This is a genomic window from Streptococcus sp. HMSC073D05 (assembly GCF_001812015.1).
In the GTDB taxonomy this organism is placed as follows: Bacteria; Bacillota; Bacilli; order Lactobacillales; family Streptococcaceae; genus Streptococcus; species Streptococcus parasanguinis_D.
In genome coordinates this window covers 121,727-139,460 of sequence record NZ_KV807490.1, presented here as the reverse complement: position 1 = coordinate 139,460, position 17,734 = coordinate 121,727, and the positions used below count along the sequence as shown (strand labels likewise).

Genomic DNA, 17,734 nt, shown 5'->3' with positions numbered 1-17,734 from the left:
GTTCGCTGACGTCCGTACTCACCTAAGGAAAGTTATTTAGATGAATTTATCTTACAAAAAAGAGGTTTCCTTCGAAACCTCTTATTTTTTATTCTTAGTTGTTAAGAGCTGCTGCCATTGTAGCTGCAACTTCTGCTTCAAAGTCATTTGAAGCTTTTTCAATACCTTCACCAACTTCAAAACGAACGAATTCGATAACTGAAGCATTTACTGATTCAAGGTAAGCTTCAACTGTCTTGCTGTCATCCATGATGTAGACTTGTGCAAGAAGAGTGTAGGCTTGGTCAACTTTTGTGTTGTCCAAGAAGAAGCGATCCATTTTACCTGGGATGATTTTATCCCAGATTTTTTCTGGTTTACCTTCAGCTGCCAATTCAGCTTTGATATCTTCTTCAGCTTGAGCAACCACTTCGTCAGTCAATTGTGCTTTTGAACCGAATTTCAAGTGTGGAAGAGCTGGTTTACCAACCATTGCACGGCTTTCGTTATCTTGGTCGATGACGTGGTTCAATTGTGCCAATTCATCTTTCACGAATTGTTCATCCAATTCTTTGTATGAAAGAACAGTTGGTTTCATTGCAGCGATGTGCATTGAGATTTGTTTAGCAAGTGCTTCGTCTCCACCTTCGATCACAGAGATAACACCGATACGTCCACCGTTGTGTTGGTAAGCACCGAAGTGTTGTGCATCTGTTTTTTCAAGCAAAGCAAAACGACGGAATGAAATCTTTTCACCGATTGTAGCTGTTGCAGATACGTATGCAGCTTCAAGAGTTTCACCTGAAGGCATTGTCAAAGCAAGAGCTTCTTCGTTGTTAGCTGGTTTACCTTCAGCGATCACTTTCGCTGTTGCGTTCACCAATTCAACGAATTGAGCGTTTTTCGCAACGAAGTCAGTTTCAGCATTCACTTCAACAACTGCTGCAACGTTACCGTCTACATAAACACCAGTCAAACCTTCAGCGGCAACACGGTCAGCTTTCTTAGCTGCTTTAGCCATACCTTTTTCGCGAAGCAATTCGATCGCTTTTTCGATATCGCCTTCCACTTCAACCAATGCTTTTTTAGCGTCCATGACACCAGCACCAGATTTTTCACGCAATTCTTTTACAAGCTTAGCTGTAATTTCTGCCATTTTTGTTCTCCTATATTTTTTTAATAAAAGAAGAGGGTCGGGCTGAGCCCTGCCCTCTTAGGTTCGTTACTTATTGAATGAAATTAAGCGTTGTCGCCTTCTACAACTTCAACGATTTCTTCGATTGAATCGGCTTGACCTTCAGTAGCTGCCAATTCAGCTTCTACTGTAGCAACACTGTCTTCACCTTGACGTCCTTCGATAACAGCGTCAGCCATTTTCGCAGTGATCAATTTAACAGCGCGGATAGCGTCATCGTTCGCTGGGATGATAACATCGATATCATCTGGGTCAGTGTTTGTGTCGACCATCGCTACAACTGGGATACCCAATTTCTTCGCTTCTTTAACAGCGATTTGTTCTTTATGTGGATCCACAACGTACATTACGTCTGGGATACGAGGCATGTCTTCGATACCGCCCAAGAATTTTTCAAGACGAGCGCGTTGTTTGTTCAACAATGCAACTTCTTTCTTAGGAAGAACTTCAAAAGTTCCATCTTCTTCCATGCGTTTGATTTCTTTCAAACGAGCGATACGTTTTTGGATTGTTCCCCAGTTAGTAAGAGTTCCACCCAACCAACGGTGGTTGATGAAGTATTGACCTGAACGAACAGCTTCTTCTGCAACAGCATCAGCAGCTTGTTTCTTAGTACCTACGAACAAGATCACTGCATCGTTTGCAGCTGCATCACGCATGAAGTCGTATGCTTGATCTGCATATTTTACAGTTTGTTGCAAGTCGATCACGTGGATTCCGTTACGTTCTGTGAAGATGTACTTAGCCATCTTAGGGTTCCAGCGACGAGTTTGGTGACCGAAGTGTACACCAGCCTCAAGAAGTTGTTTCATTGAAATTACTGCCATGAGTAGTTTCTCCTTTTTTGTTTTTTTCTCCTCTCTCAGACGTCAACTTGCAGCACGACCACAAGGGCAACGGTGCCACAATGGATCCGAGATGAGTATTTGCTGTCTTAGACAACTCTATAAGTATAGCAGAAATCCCTAGAATTCGCAAGCTATTTGAGAGATTTTTTCAGCATTCTTCATCTGTAATGATTTGAAGGAAAAAGTTTTTCTTGACCTATCTTGTTTTTTAGGTTACAATATTATATGTTACGGCGGTATAGCCAAGTGGTAAGGCACGGCTCTGCAAAAGCTTGATCGTCGGTTCAAATCCGTCTACCGCCTTGATAATAAAATTTTTTATCATCTTTTATCTTTTAAAAATTCCCCTAGCAATAGGGGTTTTTTTTGTTGCCATTTGCTCCATTCCTTGATTATTGATATAATAAAATCTCGCCTGATCGGCGAAGCACATTAGAAAGGGTTATTATGAAAAACATTCGTTTCTTTACGATCGGCCTTCTTTCACTAGTAACACTAGCAGCTTGCTCACCTGCCAATTCTGGGCAACAAGCAAAAACAGCTTCTAGTTCTAGAAAACCGATCAAACAATCTTCAACCAAAAAATCATCTAGTAAACCGTCGAGCACTTCTTCAGACAGCAGTAGCTCAGATGATTTTTCAGATCGCTACAGCATGGATCCAGATGATGGTTCTTCTCTCCAATATGTGCCGGGAGCTGCATCCATTCCTGAGATCGAAAAACTCAAGAATCTCCATCTGAGCACTGGAATTATAATGAAAGTGAATGGGCAAGAAGTCGGTGGAGACAAACCAACATCTAGTTACGATGATATGGTGGCAGCCTTTGGTCAACCCGTAAGTAGTACAGACAGTGCGAATCCTGGAGATGGGGTTAATGTTTGGGTAACAGATAATGGCGATATCATGGCTTTCTTCCACAATAATGTCCTAACAGATATCACCTTCCGTTTAAAAGAGGGCGATGCCAACCACCAGTCTACTGGCGCCATTTCCAAATCCGATACACCAAAAACAGCTCTCGAGCGTCTCGGAAAACCCTATGCCATTATGCGTTCTGAACGTTGGACCAGCTATGTCTATAAAGATAGTAACGGGGACGAATCTAACTTCTCTACACAAGGAGACCAGATTGTTAATGTTATGTCTGCTGCAGAAACCAAGCGCTTAAAAGGCATCACAGGTCTGGATAAAAATCAATAACGATCCATACAAAGAGGCTGGGACAAAAGTCCTAGCCTCTTAATTGTTTTTGGATTGTCGAGCAAGACGCAGTGGTTGAGTGCTCAAAGTACTGCTTTGAGGTGGCGGATAGAACTTGCGAAGCAAGTATCCTAAGTCTTTGTTCGCTTTTTAAGCTTCAAAGATGCCCTATGTTGACGGAAACTACGTTTCCTTTATCTGCAACCTTCAACAGTCTCCCAGACTGTTGAAGCTGTCCCACTCTCTTTTTCTTACAATTCAGCAATTTGGTTCAAATTCACTTCTGCAACCGTATCGTTACCGAACATAGAAATGATCATTTTCACCTTGTTGTTATCAATTTCAGTGATCTTACCAGTATAGTCTGTGAAGGCACCGTCGATGATGCGAACTGTGTCGCCCACCTTGACATCCAAATCAAACTCTTGAACGGTTTGACCCATAGAGAGCAAGATGCTGCGGATCTCTTCTTCCAACAATGGAGTTGGTTTTGAACGGTTCCCGTGTGATCCAACGAAACCAGTAACGTTCGGTGTATTCCGAACGACAAACCAAGCTTCATCTGTCATGACCATTTCTACCAAGACATAACCTGGGAAGCGGTTTTCTTCGATTTCTTTTGTTTTACCGTTTTTCTCAACTTGTACGGTTTGAGTTGGAATCTCTACGCGCAAGATGTTTTCTAACATATTGTAAGTTTGCGCACGTTGCAAAAGATTCTCTTTTACCTTATTTTCATATCCTGAATAGGTTTGTAGTACAAACCAGCCTTTATCAAAACTGTCCATTTGGGCATCCTTTCTTTCTGTTTAGCCTGCTCGAGCTTTTGTGAACATACTAAAAAAAGCCTCTTGGCTTTCCTTTTCCTAGCTTCATTATACCACATTTTGCAGGAATGCAAAGAGGTTTGCTGATTTATTTTTAAGAAAAGGCAATAAAAAGTGGGAGTGGGAAAGAACTCCGATATAAAAAGGTTGAAAAGGTTCCCCGAACCTTTTCAATCTTCCCACCCCCGCATAGCTCCAACAATCTGGGAGACTGTTGGAGGTTGCAGATAAAGGAAACATTGTTTCCGTCCACATAGGCCATCTTTGAAGCTTAAAAAGCGAACAAAGATGCCAATCAACCACTGCGTCTTGCAGTTATTCCTATCCAAAATCAAAGGCTGGACAGTTGTTGCCCAGCCTCATGGCTTCTTTTCTTAAAAGAAATTGATCATGTGCAATAGGCCACGTGCAATGACTTTGTCGAACAAATAAATCAATGCAACAAAGAAAGCGGTGTACTCAATCACTGAGATAAAGTTTTTCCATCTTTCCTTGCGATTTGGCCAAGTTGTATCTTTTAGTAAGACGAAAATATCTTTAATGAATTTCACAACTCTCTCCTATCGTGTTTCTTTATGGATGGTATACTTGCTGCAATGCTTGCAGAATTTATTGACTTCTAGACGTGTTGGTTTTGGCGTCCCACTCAACTTAATGGAGTAATTGCGTGACCCACAAACCGTACACGCTAGACTTGCTTTTTTTAATGCCATAACGCCTCCGTTCACCCCATTATAGCAAGTTTTCTACATTTTGACAAGAACAGAAAATCTCCTGTCAAGAAAAAAGCAAATCTAAAGCGTTATCACTCTGGTTTTTGCCTCATTTTTGGTAAAATAAAACAAAAGGAGACGAATATGAAAAGTGATAACCTAAAAGAAAGTAGAAATATCGAAGATCGTCGAGGGCAAAGCTACTCCCAGTCTTCAGGCAATAGTAATCTTGGCGGAGGCATTTTACAGATCTTACTATCGCCGGGGAGCTTCAAGAGTAAGATCGTCCTCATCCTTCTTCTGGTTCTTCTAGGAGGTGGTGGCGCTAGTCTTGGGGGTCTCTTTGGAAATGGGACTTCTTCTCAACCTTACCAATCCACCCAAGTCACGCGCACCAACAAGACCCATGTCGACGATGCAGATGCTGAGTTCGTCAGCAAGGTCCTTGGTACAACAGAAGATCATTGGCACAAGGTCTTTCAAGCTGAAGGACGCACTTACCATGAGCCCAAACTAGTCTTCTATACCGGACGGACACAGACAGGCTGTGGGGTTGGGCAAGCATCGGCTGGTCCCTTCTACTGTCCGACCGACAAAAAGATTTATTTGGATATGAGCTTCTACAAGGAATTGACAACCAAATACAAGGCTAGCGGGGACTTCGCCATGGCCTACGTGATCGCCCACGAAGTCGGCCACCACGTACAAAATGAGCTGGGAATCCTTGGCAAATACCATCGAATGCAACAAGGTCTTTCTGAAAAGGAACGAAATGCTATCAGTGTCCGCATCGAGCTACAAGCCGATTACCTAGCAGGTGTCTGGGCCCGCTCCATTCAAGACCGAAACCTTCTAGATATCGGCGATATCGAAGAAGCCATGAATGCAGCCCATGCCGTCGGCGACGACACACTCCAGGAGCAAGCCTACGGCTACTCGGTACCAGATAGCTTTACCCACGGGACTTCAGAACAACGCATGCGCTGGTTCAAACGGGGCTACCAGTACGGGGATCTCCAACACGGCGATACCTTTAGCTTGTCAGATAGTGAACTCTAAATAAAAAACGATTCAGAAGAATTTCTGAATCGTTTTTTTGATTAGAAACCAAGCCAGCCTTTGAAGGTATCCCAAGCGTTTTTCGCTTTGCCTGGGATATCGGCTTCGTCGATTGCTTTTTTCGCATCATCGACCATATTCGACGCCTTTTCTTTGACATCCTCAAAGAAACCTTTGTCTTCTTTGCTATCTGTTTCTGTCGTTTCTTCTCCGACTGGCGCAATGCCATTTTCAGCATAAGAGTTCTTCACCGAGTCAAACTGAGTACCGTCTGTATAAGGCAGGACACTGTTGGCAACATTGCGGAAGATCTCGGATGCCGTCCCAGCACTACTGTCCGTCAGGTAGTGATTTTCATCGGTCGTTGGGAAACCAAGCCATTGACTGATGACCACATCTGGCGTGTAGCCGATCACCCATTGGTCTCCAGAGAGGTCCTTGTTAAAGCTGGTCTCGGTCGTACCGGTTTTCCCTGCCATGGTATAGCCATAAGGCGCAGCGTTCACCCCTGTACCATTACTAAAGGTACCTAGCATCATATTGGTCATCTTATCTGTCGTTGACCCACTAAGCACTCGGGTTGATTTCTGGCTGTGGCTCTTGACCACTTGGCCACTTGCATTTTCGATCTTGGTAATGAGGTGAGCATCATTCATGACCCCGCCGTTAGCAAAGGTTCCATAGGCTTGAGCCATCTGCATCGGATTGGTTGTCACACCAGCTCCCAAGGCAACAGCAAGCGACTTGTCTACCTTATCCATGTTGAGTCCGAATTTTTTCCCGTATTCAAAGACCGTATCGAGACCCAAATCATTAGCGGTCGCTACGGCTGGAAGGTTAAGGGATTCTGCTAAGGCCTGGTACATTGGTACCGTTGGGCTCGACTGGATTCCCGCATAGTTATTAACCTCATAGCTTCCATATTGGGTGGTACTATTGTCCAACTCCTTATTGGTCGACCAACCTTCAGCAACAGCTGGGCTATAGACAACCAAAGGTTTGATGGTTGATCCTGGACTTCGAGCAGCCTGGGTCGCGTAGTTGTAGGTACGGAATCCTGGATTTTGATCGCTTCCGACACGCCCTACGAGAGCCCGAACCCCTCCGGTCTTAGGATCGAGGGCGACACTACCAGATTCCGCGCGCGTGCCGTCTTCTGCTACTGGGAAGAGGGCTGTATTGTCATAGATCACCTGCATGCTTGCTTGGTAATTTTGATCCAGCTCGGTGTAGATCCGGTAGCCATTTTTGACAATGTCTTCTTCGGTCAGACCATATTCATTGACCGCTTCATTGATGACCGCATCAAAATAGGATGGGTAGCGATAGTCCTCTGACTTGCCTTCATAGGCATCGACCAGCTGACCATGGATATCCACAGCCGCTGACTGATCAGCTGTTTTCTGGTCAATATAACCAGCTGCCACCATATTTTGGAGGACCGTATTGCGGCGATTGGTCGCATTCTCTACTGAATAGAGCGGGTTATAGATCTCAGGTCCCTTGAGCATACCTGCGAGAACAGCAGACTGATCCAGGCTTAATTGACTGGCTGAAACCCCAAAATACTTCTTGGAAGCATCCTCAATCCCCCAAACCCCATTTCCAAAATAGGCATTGTTGAGGTACATGGTGAGGATTTCTTTTTTACTGTATTTCTTATTGATTTCAAGCGCCAGGAAGAATTCCTTGGCCTTACGCTCCACCGTCTGGTCCTGAGACAGGTAAGCATTCTTGGCTAGCTGCTGGGTGATGGTCGACCCACCACCTGAGCGACCCAGGGTCAAAATCGCTAAAAAGAAGCGACCATAGTTGATCCCGCTATTCTTGTAAAAGCTCCGGTCCTCTGTTGCGACCACGGCATTTTGCAGATTCTCACTAATAGCATCGAGTTCGACGTAGGTTCCTTTTTGCCCGGTCAAACTTCCAGCCTGGTCCCCATTCTTATCATAGATAATAGTGGTCGCCTTGAGTGCATTCTGCAAATCCTTGACGTTGGTCGTCTTAGCAAGATAGAAGAGATAGCCCCCTGTCAAGAGGCTAAAGCCTAGCCCAATGATTAGGAGAATCTTGGTCAAATGGAAGCGGCGCCAAAAACGACGGAAGGGATGCTGAGAGAGAGGCTTGCTTCTGTGCTTGCCTGAGCGACTATAGGTTGGCTCCACTGTCTCTTCCGGTAGTTCCGTGTCTGGCACTTCTTCTGCCACCGCTTTGGGCGGATGATCCTTTCTAAAAAAAGTGATCAGGTTTTCAAATAATTCTTTTATTCTATTCATACCTGTTATTGTAACACCTTATCCTTGTCCTAGCAAGAAAAGATAGCTCATCCCCTTCTCCCATTTAGTTTTCTTTAAGCTTAGATTTTGCTACAATAGGGTCATGAACTATCAATTTACCATTCCACAATCCTTTCCCCAGATGACTGTGAAAGAGTTGCTTGAGGACTACTTCCTCATTCCCCGTAAGATCCGGCATTTTTTACGAACCAAGAAACACGTCTTGGTCAATGGCGAGACCATCAACTGGCAGAGCCCCGTTCAAAAAGGAGACCAGATCCAGCTGATCTTTGACGCAGACGATTACCCTGAAAAAGAGCTCCCAGCCGGAGACCCGAGTCTGGTCGAAGAACTCTATCAGGATGAGCATGTCATCATCGTCAATAAGCTTGAAGGCATGAAAACCCATGCCAATGAGCCGACAGAAATTGCTCTTCTCAACCATGTTTCCAGCTATGTTGGATCTACCTGCTACGTCGTGCACCGCTTAGACAAGGAAACCAGCGGAGCGATTTTATTTGCCAAAAATCCTTTTATCCTGCCCATTCTCAACCGCATTTTAGAAGATAAAAACATCCAACGCGAGTACTGGGCCTTTATCCAAGGCAGCTTAGCACAAAAAACTATCGTCTACAAGGATAAAATCGGACGCGATCGCCACGATCGGCGCAAGCGCCTGGTCGATCCACGCAAGGGACAGTATGCAGAAACTCAGGTGACGCAACTGAAAAAAATCGGACGAAACAGCCTGGTCAAATGCCAGCTCAAAACGGGGCGTACCCATCAGATCCGGGTTCATCTCTCCCATCATGGCCACCCGATTGTCGGGGATCCTCTCTATAACCCTGCACGCGGAGAGCGACTCATGCTCCATGCTCACCGCTTGACCTTCACCAATCCATTAACCCTTGAAACCATCCAAGTCGAGGCCCCTTCCAAGAGTTTCGAAGAAGGGTTGAAAAAATAAGAAAAGAAGCCTGCGGCTTCTTTTTTTTATTGATAGCGAGGAGTTGCAAATCCACGGATATTGCCATGTCCGATCCGATAGGTATTACGACGGACTTGGTTGTTGGAGTTTCCTTCAATGGTATGAATGATTCCGTTTGAGACGCTTTCGACAATTCCGATGTGATCCGCAAAGCCATTGTTTTGTTGGCTATTTTGATCCCAGTTAAAGGTGATGATGTCCCCTGCTTTTGGTGTAGTGGTACCATCCTCATTCCAAATACCCAAGCGTTTGAAAATCTGGATGTGACGTTCGACTCCACATTCACGGCCAATCAAACCGCTCAAACCTTCCCGCTGGAAGACTGTTGTGACAAAGATATCACACCAGTCATCGGTCGTCTTCACTGCATAACCAACTGGAAGTGGTTTAACACTGTTATAATCATTGATCAATTGTTGGTGAGCTGCAGTGCCGCCACGAACGCCCACTAGACTAGCTGCTGCCCGTAAGACACGGTCCCGTTGTCCATTCGTTACACGAGGACTAAAAGCAGTTTGATCTACTGTCGCACGGGGATGAAGGGCTGTTTGACCAAGGTTAAAGCCTTCAACGCCACCATCGACATAATCCACATAGACGTGAGTGGTATAGTTACCTGATTGGTACTGGTGATTTGCTGCAGAGACCTGCACTTCTGTATGCATACCAGAAGGTGCTGTTGAATACCAGAAAAGATTTTCTTGGTGCGCTTGAGACCAGGCTGCGACACGGATGTTCTTAATCCGACGTCCCTGAGGCGCTTGATCCACTGTTACCGTATAGGTTCCAGCACCAGAATTGACATTCTTGATGTAGGCCTGTGTTTTTGTCTTAGCATTACGGAATTCGACGTCTGTAGTTGTCCCACCAACACCGACTCGTGTGCCATCATTCTGAATGTAGTATAGGTGAACAAAGTACTTCCCAGTAGAATTTTTATGGTCACTAACCTTCACAGAAACCTTGTAGTCTCCGTTCGCTTGGCGAGTTGCTTCGTACCAACGAAGATCGTCCTGACCATCCTTGTCAGACCAAGTTGGGACTTGAACTGTTCGCACGCCTTTAGGGCTGTAGACATCTTTAATAATGACGTCAAAAGTTCCCGTATCTTTGTTGTTGTTAACTATTGAAATCGTACCAATTGGTTTGTTATGCTTAACATCCACCACCGTTTCAGTGATATAATGGTGTTGATTTTTGTTATCAACGATATAGAGATCAGCACGATAATTACCAAGTGAATTCTTGTGCTCATCGGACTTGATGGTAACACGATAGCTACCGTCTGGTTGTCGAGTCGCTTTGTGCCAAATAAGATCATCTTGGCCATTCACAAGACTCCACGATGGAACTAAGACTTCTTTAATCCCATTTGGAGCGGAAATATTACGAACAACTGCATCAAAAGTTCCCAATTCAGCATTATTATTTTCAATAATGAGACTTGCAGTCGGACGAGTTTGGGTAACTTCTACCACTTTTTCCGTTAGGTAAAAAGGAGTATTAGAATTATCTACAAGATAAGCATCAGCACGATATCTCCCTGTAGAGTTCTTATGATCTGTTGCCTTAATCGTCACGCGGTAAGAACCATCGGCTTGACGAGTAGCCTTATGCCAGATGAGGTCGTCCTGACCACCAGCAAGACTCCATGATGGAACCAAGATGTCTTTAACGCCATTTGGCGCAACAATGTCACGAACAACTGCATCAAATGTCCCTGCTACAGTATCGTTGTTTTCAATTGAAAGGACACCTCTTGGCCGTGTGTAATCAACAGCTACTACTTTTTCAGCAATGTAGTGACGATTATTTGAGTTGTCTACAACATAAGCATCTGCTCGGTATTTCCCTTTATTCCCTTTATGTTCGGTTGCCTTAATGGTGACACGATAGCTACCATCACTTTGCTTAGTCGCTTTATGCCAGATGAGGTCATCTTGACCATTCTCTAAACTCCATGACGGAACCAATACCTCTTTCACACCATTTGGAGCGACAATGTTTCGAATAACCGCATCAAATGTCCCTGCTACAGTATTGTTATTCTCAATTGAAAGGGCACCACTTGGTCGTGCATAATCAACAGCAACAATCTTTTGAGATAGATACTGGGCTCTCCCTTTTTTATCAATTACATAAGCATCTGCCCGGTAATTCCCAGTGGAATCTTTGTGATCGGAGGCTTTAATTTTCGCACGATAAGAGCCGTCAGGCTCTCTCATAGCTTTATGCCATATCAGATCATCTTGACCGTTTTCAAGGCTCCATGTTGGAACAAGAACTTCTTTCAAACCATTTGGGGCTTCAATATCACGAACAACTGCGTCAAACGTTCCTGCCACCGGATTGTTATTCTCGATTAAAAGTGTCCCACTGGCTTTTGCTTCTGTAGTGGGAATCGTTCCACTTGTTGTAGCACTTGTATGTTCTTCTTTTCTATTGGAAGAGAGACTTGTAAACACAGCGGAAGATGGAGATTCTGTTTCGATCTTTTCTTCAGCAACATATTCCGCAAATTCAGCGTTATTTTTAGCAGTTTCGTTCCGGTATGCTTCTGTATCAGCCTTTTTCTCTATTGCCACTGATCTTTCAGCATGTATTCCTGTATTCTCTGTATTTGACGAGGTTTCTGCCTTTAAAACGATTGTGGCAGTTTTTTCAAATGTTTGGTCAGATGAAGTTTGTTCATCAGCCTTGACCTGTTGCGTTGAAAAGGCCAATAGTACCGTTGCACTCGCATAAAAAATAAGATCTTTCTTTTTCATATCAACTTCCCTTTATACAAATTTTATACGTTAATCATTTTACCACACGGTTTCAGAGATGAAAAGTTTTATGGGGCAAATTTTTAAAATTAGTGACATTTTTTTGAAAAACTAAAAAAAGAAGTCCGTCTGACTTCTTTTGATCTTATGCTAATTGATTTAAGGCCGTCTTTAGGTAGTGACCCTCTCGGATTTCCTGACCGACACGTTTGGCATTGTCCACAAAGTCTTGGTAATCAGCATCTGAAAGATTGTCGATTGTCTCCTTCAAATCATGGAGAGACTCTACTGCAATCCCGCAGCCCTTCTCAAGCACAAAATGAGACAAGGCTGACTGTTTCCACACGACAAGCGGGAAGCCCGATGCTAGATAAAGCGACGCCTTGTGGGAGTTGTTGTAACGGAGGTATTCTCCAAAAAAGCCACTACAGGTCTCAACGCTATCTCCATCCCAGACCAGACCAAAACCGCCCTCAAGGGCTGCAGGAAGTTCATCCGGTAGGAAGGAACCAAAGTAGGTCTCGTTTTCAAGTGCTCTACTCTCGTCAAAACCTACACCATAAAGGTTATAGACAGGTTCTGCAGGAAGTGAGTAAAGATAGCCAGCTTTTTCCTTGGCCAAATTACCTGCCACAATTATCGGCTGGTCTTTTGTTTGGCCACTTTTTTCTTGAAAATCTGGAATCAAATAGTCAAAAATACCAAGGCTGACAATCTTATCTTCTACAACCCCCTTATCCACTAAAACAGATTTCATAACCGGGTTGTGAGCAATAATTCCTGTAACACTACGGAACGTATCACTTTCAGTTAGTTTCATCCGTAACTTCATTCTAAATGGTAAGGTTTTATCATTCACAAAACGCAGTGTTTCCAAATCATGAACTAAAAAATAGACATCCGTACCCCTGTTTTTAAGTTTTTTTAGTAAATGGTTAAGAAATAAAGAATGATGTAACAAAGGAAATTGAATTATGATCTCATCATTTTTCTTTAGGTCTTTGAAAGCTCTAAAGAGAGCTCTATATTTATGAATCTGTGCCCTAAGAACATTCATTTGATACCAGTCATCCACCAAAACTTTCAACGGAGAATAACCTAATTTATTTAAAATTGCTTCAACGTCATTACGTGCTTTATTTCCCGCATTTTTAGCATTATTGTCGTGTAAAAATTCTTCTTTTAAATAGTATTTCATCTCTTACTTCTCATTTTTCATACGCTGATTTTTTAGGATAATATTCATTTAAAATTTGCTTGAAATGAATGATGTTTTCTTCCCTAAAGTCCCCATCATCATTGACACAAAGCAGTTTTTTACGTCTATCTGTAAAGATAGATTCCAGCTTATCCACTTGATTTAAACCAATTGTTTCTCCGAAATTTTTAGACATAGGATAAAACTGATTACTTTCAATTTGCCAATTAGAACAAACGTATTGATTGACGTCTACTCCATAGTCTCTAATTTTATTTCGTGACGTTTTATCTAATGTTGCTCCCTCAATTTCCCACAAATGTGCCAAAGTACTCTTCTTCATTGGAACAGGTAAATGTTGGTTCACGTATCCTGTCGGACCCCAAGGCAAGAGTAACAAGTTTTTCAAAACCAAGGAACCATAACGGAAATTAAAGAATTTCCAAGGCGAAGATTTCAAAGCCTTCTTATTAGGAAAATGCCGATAGATTAATTCAACGTTATTGTGATAAGTGTTCGTAAATGGTGACCATGGAACTAAAGCATCGTATACTGCTAAAAGCTTGGGTTGACCATTTTTATAAAAATCTGAAGGTTGACTATCTCTAATCAAGTACATATCATCATTGAAATACAAATAGTTCTCCGACAATCCTTCAATCCGATGAAGATTAAGCTCAATAGCCGCTGAATTATAGGTAGGTAGATATTCATTAGGCATAAATTCCTTATGAGTGACCAATTTAAGTTTTGGATGCTCCAAATTTAACCAGTCAGGCTTTTGCCCGTTGGTAATTAGATAAACATTATTCACCCAAGGAGCATGCTTTTCAATCATTCGAAACCAGTAATTAAAAATACCGTAATCACGATAACGTTGCTCTCCGTCGATTTCTTGGTCTATTTTTGACATTTGACCTGTCACGGCTTGTTTCTCGCGGATAAACTCAGTATCACTTCCGTCGACCCAAAGAACCACGATATCAATTTTTTCTTGTGTCATTTAATAAATTCTTTCTCAACGACTTCTAGAGCACGCTCAATAACCACATGCATATCGTAGTATTTATAGTCTGCTAGGCGTCCACAGAAGATGACCTTGTCATTTTTGGATGCTTCTTCTTGGTACTTGGCAAACATCGCATTATTCTTTTCATCATTGATTGGATAGTAGGGCTCATCGCCTCGTTTCCAATCAGCTGGGTATTCACGGGTAATCACCGTCTTCGGTTGAGTCCCATACTCAAAGTGCTTGTGCTCGATGATCCGAGTGTATGGAATTTCACGCTCGGTGTAGTTGACCACAGCATTACCTTGATGATTTTCCTCATCCAAAACTTCGTGTTCGAATCGAAGGCTACGATATTCCAACTCTCCATGCTTGTAGTCAAAGTACTGGTCGATCATCCCTGTGAAGACAATTTTTTCAGCTGAAGCTTCCAGTTCTTCACGATTAGCAAAGAAATCAACGCCAAGCTCTACTTCTACATCACCCAGCATGTTTTCAATGATGACATTATAACCACCAATTGGAATCCCTTGGTAACGGTCGTTAAAGTAGTTATTATCAAAGGTCAAACGCACTGGGAGGCGCTTAATGATGAAAGGAGGCAGGTCTGTTGCAGAACGTCCCCATTGCTTCTCCGTATAGCCCTTGATCAACTTTTCATAGATGTCCAGACCAATCAACTTGATTGCTTGTTCTTCCAAGTTCTTAGGCTCAACATCTTTCATATCCGCCGTTTGCTCCGCAATCTTGTTTTTGACTTCTTGAGGAGTCTTTGTCCCCCACATGGCATAGAAGGTATTCATGTTGAAGGGAAGATTGTAGAGTCTGCCCTTGTAATTAGCTACCGGTGAATTGATATAGTTGTTAAATTCAGCAAATTGGTTGACATAATCCCAAACCTTTTTGTTTGAGGTATGGAAAATGTGGGCACCGTACTTATGAACATTGATTCCTTCAACTTCTTCACAATAGATATTACCACCAATGTGGTCCCGTTTATCAATCACTTTTACTTTTTTGCCACGCTTGGTTGCCTCATGAGCAAAAATTGCCCCCGATAGACCAGCACCAACAATCAGATAATCGTACATAGTTGTCTCCCTATTTTTTTATTAATTGCTGTTTCAACTCTTTCACATTCACTACCTTGAAGAGTAAAATCAAGGTTCCATAGATGACCCCACCTAGGCCAGCATATAGAACGACATTCAGCGTCGGCGAAAGGTGGACGATGAACTTGACTAGTAGCAAAAGACCATACATGAGGCCTGAAGCGAACACAATCTTCATCATTGAGCCCATAATCGGCACTTCTTTAAGATAAGTTCGTGTGAAGTAGAGTTGAATCCCCCATACCAAAGCTTCTGTCAACACTGACACAATCGCAGCTCCAATAAAGCCCAGTTTTGGTAGGAAGATGAGATTCAATCCGACACTGACAATGGCAGGTACAGTAGTCGAAATCATAAATTCTTTATTTTTATTGTGAGGGATTAGAATTTGAATCCCCATGATATTGGTCCATCCGATAAAGAACATTCTAAAAATCATGATGGCAATGGCATAACGCGCATCCTGGAAGTCCTTCCCTAGGAAGAATTGAACAAAATCATCATTGACGATTAGCATACCGGCAATAATCGGGAAAATGACCAAATTATAAATCAAAAAGGACATTTGGTGCATCTTGTTAACAGCCTTTTGGTCCCCTGAGGATAAGAGGCTCGATACCCGAGGCAACATGACGCTGCCCAGTGAGGTCACCAAGGTCAACAAAATATTGACGAGTTTTAAGGCTTGGTCGTAAATCCCCACATCCTTTGTAGAGGCGAGAGCCCCAAGCATGGTCCGATCCAAGGTGACATAGAGGGAAATGGCGATCTGCGGTAGAAAGAGCAGAATGACCGGCTTTAAATGTACCCGTGCATAAGCCATATCAAAATGGGCTTTCCCAATGAACTCCCGAGCGGGTAGCCACATGCTGAGCTGACCTAAGAGCTCAAAGATGGTGAGCAAGAATACGTAGAGATACAGATCATTGGCAGATTTGACAAACAAGAAGATGGAGATGACTCCAACCAGTTTGACCGTGATATTTCGAACGGTAATCTTGCGAAAGTCTTCCAATCCCTGAAAGAGCCAGGAGATATCGAGTCCCTTCGCAACTAAACTGAGCCCCAAAATATAGGCCACAGGATTTTGCATGGATGGAAGCATCAAGCAAAACAAAGCATAAAGGAGGAGAGAAACAGCTGTCGCTCCCAACTGGAGGGTATAGATCCCCCAGAAATTCTTTTGGATATCTTTGCGGTGTCCTGAAATCTCTTTGGTCCCATAGTTAGCCACCCCTAAAGTCGCTAAAAGAATAAAGTAGGTGACAATGGAGTTGAAATAGCCGTAAGTTCCTAAATCTTCAGAACTAAATACCCGAGTGACATATGGGGTAGTGATAATCGGTAGGATAATCACCAGTAGCTGGTAGGAAAGATTATAGGCGTAATTTTTAAGAACTTTCATGATCATTCAATTCTATCTTTTATTTTGTATTGAGCTGGCACAAGACTAGCAAAAAGTGTAAAAATAAAAATATTATATCCTGGTCTTATCCAAAAAGCTTCTATCATACAATTAATTGTAATAAGCGATAATAAAGCTAAGAATAGAAACATACCCTGTTTATAAATTCTCTTTGATGCAAGTACATAAATCAATACCAGTAAAACAACAGGAACAACTCCGTAGTAAAATAACATTTGAATATAAGAGGAATCTACATAGTTATAACTGTATACAGATTCTGTTGTGCCACCATATCCTATAAACTTAACCCCGGTTGCTCCAAACAAATGTAAGCCATAGGTCTCTATTGCATTCTTCCCTAAAAATAACCTCATACTGAATAAGTTGTTCAAATTCACAAATAATGAAGAAGACCAGGTAAAGAAATACGATAAGTAAAACATTAAGAAAGAAAATATAGCTGCAAAATAAGGTAGGATCCCATAAATTTTAAATTTTCTTTCTTTAGTAACATACATGACAATAAAAATGACAGTTGCTACAAGTACAGAAAGGGCATTTAACCTAGCATCACAAAATTTGATGATAAAAAATGCTAAACTAATGCCTACCAAGGTTCGTAGTATAATGAACCGTTTCCGTAGTACATATCCCCAAGCAATAAATAAATAAAAACAGTGAGACGCAAAGTCAGTTGGATAAATGAAACCAAAGGAATTTCTAATCACAAAGCCAGACGAACGGACCTGAGCAAATTGTAAATTAGGAATAACTCCCAGAATTGAAAGTAAGAAAACTCCGAACACTATCGTTCCTGACACAATAACGTATGTTTTTAAGATAACATCAATATCTGCATCATATAATAACAAAATCAACAATGAATAAAGTAGGAAATTAGTCCCACCCGTATGCATGAATACGATAGAACTTGTTAGTAGTAATAAAATAGCGGTTAAGATATAAAAGAACGTGAATTTTTTTATATACAAAAATCTAAAACATAATAATAATGAAAAACTGATTAATAAAATAACCGGAAGGTTTGGGATTATTCTGTTTAACATTGTTGTCATAAGAGTATCGTACCCAACAATGAGAGTCAATACTAGAATAACCAAAAGGTTCTCAAACTTAATTTTTAACATAAT

Annotated in this window: 15 protein-coding genes and 1 tRNA gene; 4 read left to right on the top strand and 12 right to left on the bottom strand. The window is 42.2% G+C overall.

Annotation, left to right across the window (positions count from 1 at the left end):
- Window positions 1-94: 94 nt before the first annotated feature.
- Window positions 95-1,135 carry a translation elongation factor Ts gene (tsf, locus tag HMPREF2832_RS06305; RefSeq protein ID WP_014714036.1) on the bottom strand — a complete coding sequence of 347 codons (1,041 nt, stop codon included), beginning with the start codon at window positions 1,133-1,135 and terminating at the stop codon, window positions 95-97.
- 83 nt (window positions 1,136-1,218) lie between these two features.
- Window positions 1,219-2,001 carry a 30S ribosomal protein S2 gene (rpsB, locus tag HMPREF2832_RS06300; RefSeq protein WP_003016971.1) on the bottom strand — a complete coding sequence of 261 codons (783 nt, stop codon included), beginning with the start codon at window positions 1,999-2,001 and terminating at the stop codon, window positions 1,219-1,221.
- A 253-nt stretch (window positions 2,002-2,254) separates the two neighbouring features.
- Between rpsB and HMPREF2832_RS06295 the strand changes: the two genes are divergently transcribed.
- Window positions 2,255-2,325: transfer RNA gene (locus HMPREF2832_RS06295), tRNA-Cys, on the top strand.
- A 144-nt stretch (window positions 2,326-2,469) separates the two neighbouring features.
- Window positions 2,470-3,225 (top strand): hypothetical protein, encoded by a 756-nt coding sequence (locus HMPREF2832_RS06290; RefSeq protein ID WP_070506040.1) that lies wholly within the window; start codon window positions 2,470-2,472, stop codon window positions 3,223-3,225.
- Window positions 3,226-3,476: 251 nt separating this feature from the next.
- Here HMPREF2832_RS06290 and nusG read toward each other — a convergent pair whose 3' ends face one another.
- The 3 genes from nusG to rpmG all read right to left on the bottom strand — a co-directional run bounded on the left by nusG (window position 3,477) and on the right by rpmG (window position 4,765).
- Window positions 3,477-4,013 carry a transcription termination/antitermination protein NusG gene (nusG, locus tag HMPREF2832_RS06285; RefSeq protein ID WP_003009038.1) on the bottom strand — a complete coding sequence of 179 codons (537 nt, stop codon included), beginning with the start codon at window positions 4,011-4,013 and terminating at the stop codon, window positions 3,477-3,479.
- A gap of 413 nt (window positions 4,014-4,426) precedes the next feature.
- Complete coding sequence (gene secE / locus HMPREF2832_RS06280) at window positions 4,427-4,603, bottom strand: preprotein translocase subunit SecE (protein WP_003002261.1); 177 nt, start codon at window positions 4,601-4,603, stop codon at window positions 4,427-4,429.
- Between the two features lie 9 nt (window positions 4,604-4,612).
- The gene (gene rpmG, locus HMPREF2832_RS09870; RefSeq protein ID WP_003009043.1) at window positions 4,613-4,765 is read right to left on the bottom strand and encodes a 50S ribosomal protein L33; all 153 of its coding nucleotides are present in this window, start codon (window positions 4,763-4,765) and stop codon (window positions 4,613-4,615) included.
- 144 nt (window positions 4,766-4,909) lie between these two features.
- Between rpmG and HMPREF2832_RS06275 the strand changes: the two genes are divergently transcribed.
- Window positions 4,910-5,824 carry a KPN_02809 family neutral zinc metallopeptidase gene (locus HMPREF2832_RS06275; RefSeq protein ID WP_003009045.1) on the top strand — a complete coding sequence of 305 codons (915 nt, stop codon included), beginning with the start codon at window positions 4,910-4,912 and terminating at the stop codon, window positions 5,822-5,824.
- A gap of 41 nt (window positions 5,825-5,865) precedes the next feature.
- On the opposite strand, the gene pbp2a is transcribed toward HMPREF2832_RS06275, so the two are convergent.
- Window positions 5,866-8,100 (bottom strand): penicillin-binding protein PBP2A, encoded by a 2,235-nt coding sequence (gene pbp2a / locus HMPREF2832_RS06270; RefSeq protein ID WP_023919836.1) that lies wholly within the window; start codon window positions 8,098-8,100, stop codon window positions 5,866-5,868.
- Between the two features lie 103 nt (window positions 8,101-8,203).
- On the opposite strand from pbp2a, the gene HMPREF2832_RS06265 reads away from it, so the two are divergent.
- Window positions 8,204-9,067, top strand: coding sequence for an RluA family pseudouridine synthase (locus tag HMPREF2832_RS06265; RefSeq protein WP_049506880.1), 864 nt, complete (start codon window positions 8,204-8,206; stop codon window positions 9,065-9,067).
- A gap of 26 nt (window positions 9,068-9,093) precedes the next feature.
- Here the strand turns inward: HMPREF2832_RS06265 and HMPREF2832_RS06260 are convergent, their stop codons facing one another.
- The 6 genes from HMPREF2832_RS06260 to HMPREF2832_RS06235 all read right to left on the bottom strand — a co-directional run bounded on the left by HMPREF2832_RS06260 (window position 9,094) and on the right by HMPREF2832_RS06235 (window position 17,731).
- Window positions 9,094-11,856: a GBS Bsp-like repeat-containing protein gene (locus HMPREF2832_RS06260; RefSeq protein WP_070506038.1), complete on the bottom strand. Its 2,763-nt coding sequence runs from the start codon at window positions 11,854-11,856 to the stop codon at window positions 9,094-9,096.
- Between the two features lie 145 nt (window positions 11,857-12,001).
- Entirely contained in the window at window positions 12,002-13,054 is a 1,053-nt protein-coding gene (locus tag HMPREF2832_RS06255; RefSeq protein ID WP_049474185.1) for a glycosyltransferase, read from the bottom strand.
- 10 nt (window positions 13,055-13,064) lie between these two features.
- A complete protein-coding gene (locus tag HMPREF2832_RS06250; RefSeq protein WP_049474184.1) occupies window positions 13,065-14,057 on the bottom strand; it encodes a stealth family protein in 993 nt (330 codons plus the stop codon).
- Window positions 14,054-15,154, bottom strand: coding sequence for a UDP-galactopyranose mutase (gene glf / locus HMPREF2832_RS06245; protein ID WP_045760006.1), 1,101 nt, complete (start codon window positions 15,152-15,154; stop codon window positions 14,054-14,056). Before glf ends, HMPREF2832_RS06250 begins: the two co-directional genes overlap by 4 nt.
- A 10-nt stretch (window positions 15,155-15,164) precedes the next feature.
- A complete protein-coding gene (locus HMPREF2832_RS06240; protein WP_070506057.1) occupies window positions 15,165-16,580 on the bottom strand; it encodes a flippase in 1,416 nt (471 codons plus the stop codon).
- A gap of 2 nt (window positions 16,581-16,582) precedes the next feature.
- The gene (locus HMPREF2832_RS06235; protein ID WP_070506036.1) at window positions 16,583-17,731 is read right to left on the bottom strand and encodes a polysaccharide polymerase; all 1,149 of its coding nucleotides are present in this window, start codon (window positions 17,729-17,731) and stop codon (window positions 16,583-16,585) included.
- Window positions 17,732-17,734: the final 3 nt, after the last annotated feature.

What these genes read in the sequence shown, in the direction of transcription:
- tsf (WP_014714036.1), bottom strand. Translation starts at nt 1,135, where the DNA reads ATGGCAGAAATTACAGCTAAGCTTGTAAAAGAATTGCGTGAAAAATCT.
- rpsB (WP_003016971.1), bottom strand. Translation starts at nt 2,001, where the DNA reads ATGGCAGTAATTTCAATGAAACAACTTCTTGAGGCTGGTGTACACTTC.
- HMPREF2832_RS06290 (WP_070506040.1), top strand. Translation starts at nt 2,470, where the DNA reads ATGAAAAACATTCGTTTCTTTACGATCGGCCTTCTTTCACTAGTAACA.
- nusG (WP_003009038.1), bottom strand. Translation starts at nt 4,013, where the DNA reads ATGGACAGTTTTGATAAAGGCTGGTTTGTACTACAAACCTATTCAGGA.
- rpmG (WP_003009043.1), bottom strand. Translation starts at nt 4,765, where the DNA reads ATGGCATTAAAAAAAGCAAGTCTAGCGTGTACGGTTTGTGGGTCACGC.
- HMPREF2832_RS06275 (WP_003009045.1), top strand. Translation starts at nt 4,910, where the DNA reads ATGAAAAGTGATAACCTAAAAGAAAGTAGAAATATCGAAGATCGTCGA.
- pbp2a (WP_023919836.1), bottom strand. Translation starts at nt 8,100, where the DNA reads ATGAATAGAATAAAAGAATTATTTGAAAACCTGATCACTTTTTTTAGA.
- HMPREF2832_RS06265 (WP_049506880.1), top strand. Translation starts at nt 8,204, where the DNA reads ATGAACTATCAATTTACCATTCCACAATCCTTTCCCCAGATGACTGTG.
- HMPREF2832_RS06260 (WP_070506038.1), bottom strand. Translation starts at nt 11,856, where the DNA reads ATGAAAAAGAAAGATCTTATTTTTTATGCGAGTGCAACGGTACTATTG.
- HMPREF2832_RS06255 (WP_049474185.1), bottom strand. Translation starts at nt 13,054, where the DNA reads ATGAAATACTATTTAAAAGAAGAATTTTTACACGACAATAATGCTAAA.
- HMPREF2832_RS06250 (WP_049474184.1), bottom strand. Translation starts at nt 14,057, where the DNA reads ATGACACAAGAAAAAATTGATATCGTGGTTCTTTGGGTCGACGGAAGT.
- glf (WP_045760006.1), bottom strand. Translation starts at nt 15,154, where the DNA reads ATGTACGATTATCTGATTGTTGGTGCTGGTCTATCGGGGGCAATTTTT.
- HMPREF2832_RS06240 (WP_070506057.1), bottom strand. Translation starts at nt 16,580, where the DNA reads ATGAAAGTTCTTAAAAATTACGCCTATAATCTTTCCTACCAGCTACTG.
- HMPREF2832_RS06235 (WP_070506036.1), bottom strand. Translation starts at nt 17,731, where the DNA reads ATGTTAAAAATTAAGTTTGAGAACCTTTTGGTTATTCTAGTATTGACT.